Raw genomic sequence first — 4,116 nt, 5'->3', positions numbered from 1 at the left:
AGCTTCTTGAGCACTGCTTCCCGGCGTTCTTCGGAGTACTTCATCGGAACCCTCTCGTCGCCCCCTTCAGGGTTTAAGATTCTAACAGCAGGTCAGGTTCCAACTACTTTGCCAGCGGGGGGTTTTGAATGAACATAGCCTGATTGTTGGCCCGGTTTCAATGTTTTGCCCGCACTCAGGCCCGGCCTTTCCGGAGGCCGTTGTCAGCCTGCTCCGTCACCCGCTATTTTTCAATCACTTAACATCGTCGTGCCTTGAGCGTGGGACATGGGACAGGACGCGATATTTCGGCAATGACATGCAAACGACCTTTCCGGCATCGGGGACAAGGATACCCGGACGCTTCCTTGCGCGGCGCGGCGGTGGCTGCCGGTGGGCGCGCCATCGATAATGCCCTCCTGACCTGATCAAACTTTTGACGGCGGCACCGATTGGCCAAAAAGCCGTAATGGCGCACCCGCATCAAACCCTTGGGAAGGATGTGTTGTAAAAACCGGCGCACAAATTCTTCCCCCGACAATACCATCACCTTGCGCTGTTCCGTCCGATAGTCCTTGTAGGTGAAATGAACAGCCGCCGGGGGATGCAATAAGGTTAACCTTGTCCGTTTTGCCGATGATTTTGTGATCACCGGTCAAAGCCGGGAGATCCTTGAACAGGAAGTCAAGCCGCTGGTCATGGAGTTCCTCAGGGAACGTGGACTGAGCCTTTCACAGGAAAAAACCCAAATCGTTCATATCAACGACGGGTTCGATTTTCTTGGGTTCAACTTCCGCAAGTACCACGGAAAACTCCTGATCAAACCATCGCGCGCCAGCATCGATCACGTGCGGAACGAAGCGAAAGCTGTACTCCACAAGGGACAGCACGCTTACCAAGCGGAAATGATTCGCACACTCAACCCGATTCTTAGAGGGTGGGGTAACTACTTTCGTCACGTGGTCAGCAAGGTCATCTTTCAGGAACTCGACCAAGCAATCTGGCGCCTGACATGGAACTGGGCACGTCGCCGACATCCACAGAAAAGCCGACGCTGGGTCAAGGAAAGGTACTTCCCCCGCCAAGGCAACAGGAAGTGGACGTTCAGCGACGGTCAGCATACGCTGGTCTCGCTTGCATATATCCCGATTCGTCGGCATGTGCTGGTGAGATCGAGGGCCAACCCATACAATCCGAAGCATTCGGAATATTGGGAGCGAGGCGTGCGCTCAAACGTGCTTCCCCACCTCCTGGTTCGGTCCCTCTACCTGTGATGGCCAGCGACTCCCCAATGTGCTGCCGGGTGCTTCACGGCGCCTTACCAAGGCTTGAGCCGTGTGCGGTGAAAATCGCACGCACGGTTCTCAGGGGGCGGGGCGGCGGTAACGTCGCCTCGCTACCCGACGCCATAAACGGCCGAGTGAAACGAGGTCCGGCGACCGAAGGGAGCGTATTTAATGGCCTGGTTATACACTTTACGAACTACCCGATTGCTTTGCCAGCTTACCTTTTGGGGAAAGCTCAGAATTAACCAGATGTTTCATCTGTTGGTATTCATAAGACTCACGGAATGAGCGATACATGTAGATCATGTTTATTCCCAAACTACTTAGGGTAGATGATAGCTCAAGGTCAGCATTCGCCCCAAGAAAGACGTTGAATTTAATACCTGGGATAAAAAACGATAAATGCATATCATTTTCAATGTCTCCAGAAGGCAGTGACATTATCGGAACCGGGTCAACATCATCATCTACACACACGGTGATGTATATATTTTTCGGGAACTCTGCCTTATTTAGGAGATACTGCTGCAAAGGACGTTTGAACTCATTAGGGAGCGCATTTTCCAAATTGGAGATATCGTCATTGCCCCAATCTGTGACGGTCACCCTCCAGACAATGCTGGCGGCAAAGTAAATGAATTTTTCGGAGTTGAGTTTTGGTATATCTTTAGGATCAAAGTATGACGACCCATTCACGTGGATGCTCGGGGAAGAACAATTCAGAAGCCTTTTGAGTTCAAATGTTTGCGCATTTTTCATGCACTTCCCTACCACATACTTCTCACCATTTTTGTTAAACCGATCTTCACAAGCCCCACACAATAGCCTTTTTGTAATCTGCGAGTTTGAGTAATACGCTGATTTTTGACTCCTGCTGGCCCATACCGGCGCAGAATCGTGAGGTTGAAATGTGCGAGCAATAGCCTTGTATATGCTCTTGGGCATTAGGTGACTTTTCTTTAGAGCCGAAAACTCTCCACATAGCTCACACTTCTCTTCAGTCATCTACGGCCTCATCGAATGTGTATAACGCCGCATTCAGCGGCTTGTCTGCTGCAATGCTTTGTTAGCGTCTCCTTCGACGCTTTCTGCCATTACCATTTCTAGGGGCATTACCGGCTGGGGGTTGATATTTCTTTTTAGCTATTTTTATATCATCACCAGCTCTATATGTACGATTTTCATCAAGATCTAGAGCATTAGAAAATGATGGATGTATAATCCACCGAAATCCAGTATTTGTATTCCAACTACTTAATAACTGAGGTCGATCAATAAAGTAATGATGCTTATAGGTTCCTCTGCTCAATGTTTCCTTAGCTTGAATGAAATCGACCATATGCAGGAATTGCGCGATATCTAAAGCTTTTACCTCTATTCCCTCCTCACTACAGGGGACAATTCCGGTATGTATAACTTCTCGCTTGATGAATTCCTTTAGCTGATTGCTGTCGCCCAAGTTTGTCTTTCTATTAGCCGAAAATTGGTTAAGGATTTTTGATACATTTTTGAATATAGGACTGTGTTCAGCTTCAAGAAATGAGATTCTATTTTTGCCGAAATAAAAAAGTGCGATCTGAGCGGACTTTGTTGTAACTCTTTCATTTTCTGAATTTTCCAAACATATTTTGCAATATTCTATTAACCACCGAGGCCTGTACATCGATATGGTTGCTAAAGTCTGATAAACCCAAATCTTTTTTGTACTACCTCCATCCTCAAAAGATATATCAAAATTATCAAAATATTTTGATATAAGCGCATTTTCTCGGTTCTTTTCTTCTTCCTCATCCCCAGAATAAAATATTTCTCCTTCTGAAAATGGGATCGAATTCCTCTGCAAGTAACTATCTATCCGTCTTGCTAAAAGTTTTCTTAGCTCTAAGGACGACCATGATACCGAAAACTGATTTTCTCTAAGAGTTGGTATTTTGTCGTACCGTGTCTCCAGTACTCTCATCACATGAGGTCTGATTGTCAATCGAACTTTTACATTCTCTAAAACATCTGTAATTGCTTGTGATGCCAATAACAAGCCAGCAATAATATTATTTACACGAGTTGAGTTATCGTAGTTGTCATCTAGCTCGTCTAATAAAAGCCAATAAGTGGCAGGATTGTTGGCAAGAAGACGGATGATCTCTTCCTCCCTTACGATAGGGTCTGTTTTGCATTTCTCAATAGGGCTCCCCTTAAACTTAATCCTTTCTAATATCAAAGATACAATATTTTTACCCTTTGAACCCTCAGCCTCTGAAAATTCTACGGCGTTAATTTCAGCCTCTGTAAATGCAAATTTAGTATTCTTACCAATTTCGGAAAAAATCCAGCCAAGCAATTGGTTTTTCCAAAAATTTATGCAATCGGTTAGCTCAATTTCCTCGGAAGGATATTCTACATTTCCGCTGTTCTTAGCTATAACTAAATTTTCTTTGGAATTGTTAGCAACACGTTTATGTAATTGAATAAATAAACCACTTTTTCCGGAACCCCTTGGGGCATTTAGTATGACTAAATTCTCTATTCTAGAACCAAGTGTTTTCAGGTGTTTCTCTCTAAAAATACAGTAATCCAGAAAGCGAGGGTCTCTCTGCGCCATATCGCTTCCAAATAAATCCTTGATTTCTTCTCTATCCATATTATCTACACCGAATTACTCAAAGATCGCTAACGCTGAAGCTGTGCGGCGCAAACGAAGCGAAGCGTAGTTTGTGTCCGAACGAGCGCCTTGTGTACGCCCGACATGGGCATGAACTGATGGGGTGAAAGTCCCCTGTAGGAGTACCTGTGATGTCCACTCTGTGGACGACTGTAACTACTAGCCGACGGCAAGGGCAAACCCGTGAGGGAA

3 protein-coding genes and 2 pseudogenes are annotated in these 4,116 nt (G+C 45.7%); 2 read left to right on the top strand and 3 right to left on the bottom strand.

Annotated elements, in window-relative coordinates; all coding sequences use genetic code 11:
- Positions 1-238: 238 nt before the first annotated feature.
- Positions 239-571: pseudogene (locus tag CKO35_RS17205) on the bottom strand (transposase); the annotation flags it as partial.
- A 31-nt stretch (positions 572-602) separates the two neighbouring features.
- On the opposite strand from CKO35_RS17205, the pseudogene CKO35_RS18685 reads away from it, so the two are divergent.
- A pseudogene (locus CKO35_RS18685) lies at positions 603-761 on the top strand (reverse transcriptase domain-containing protein); the annotation flags it as partial.
- Positions 762-827: 66 nt separating this feature from the next.
- A complete protein-coding gene (locus CKO35_RS18125; RefSeq protein ID WP_338031827.1) occupies positions 828-1,253 on the top strand; it encodes a group II intron maturase-specific domain-containing protein in 426 nt (141 codons plus the stop codon).
- Between the two features lie 201 nt (positions 1,254-1,454).
- On the opposite strand, the gene CKO35_RS17195 is transcribed toward CKO35_RS18125, so the two are convergent.
- Together CKO35_RS17195 and CKO35_RS17190 are read right to left on the bottom strand one after the other, a co-directional pair.
- On the bottom strand, positions 1,455-2,270 hold the full coding sequence (locus tag CKO35_RS17195) for a hypothetical protein (RefSeq protein ID WP_200177336.1): 816 nt from the start codon (positions 2,268-2,270) through the stop codon (positions 1,455-1,457).
- 61 nt (positions 2,271-2,331) lie between these two features.
- Positions 2,332-3,903 carry a P-loop ATPase, Sll1717 family gene (locus CKO35_RS17190; RefSeq protein WP_200177335.1) on the bottom strand — a complete coding sequence of 524 codons (1,572 nt, stop codon included), beginning with the start codon at positions 3,901-3,903 and terminating at the stop codon, positions 2,332-2,334.
- Positions 3,904-4,116: the final 213 nt, after the last annotated feature.

The organism is Ectothiorhodospira shaposhnikovii (assembly GCF_016584105.1).
Classification (GTDB): domain Bacteria; phylum Pseudomonadota; class Gammaproteobacteria; order Ectothiorhodospirales; family Ectothiorhodospiraceae; genus Ectothiorhodospira; species Ectothiorhodospira shaposhnikovii.
The sequence above is the reverse complement of the archived record's forward strand: the minus strand, read 5'-3'. Positions and strand labels throughout refer to the sequence as shown.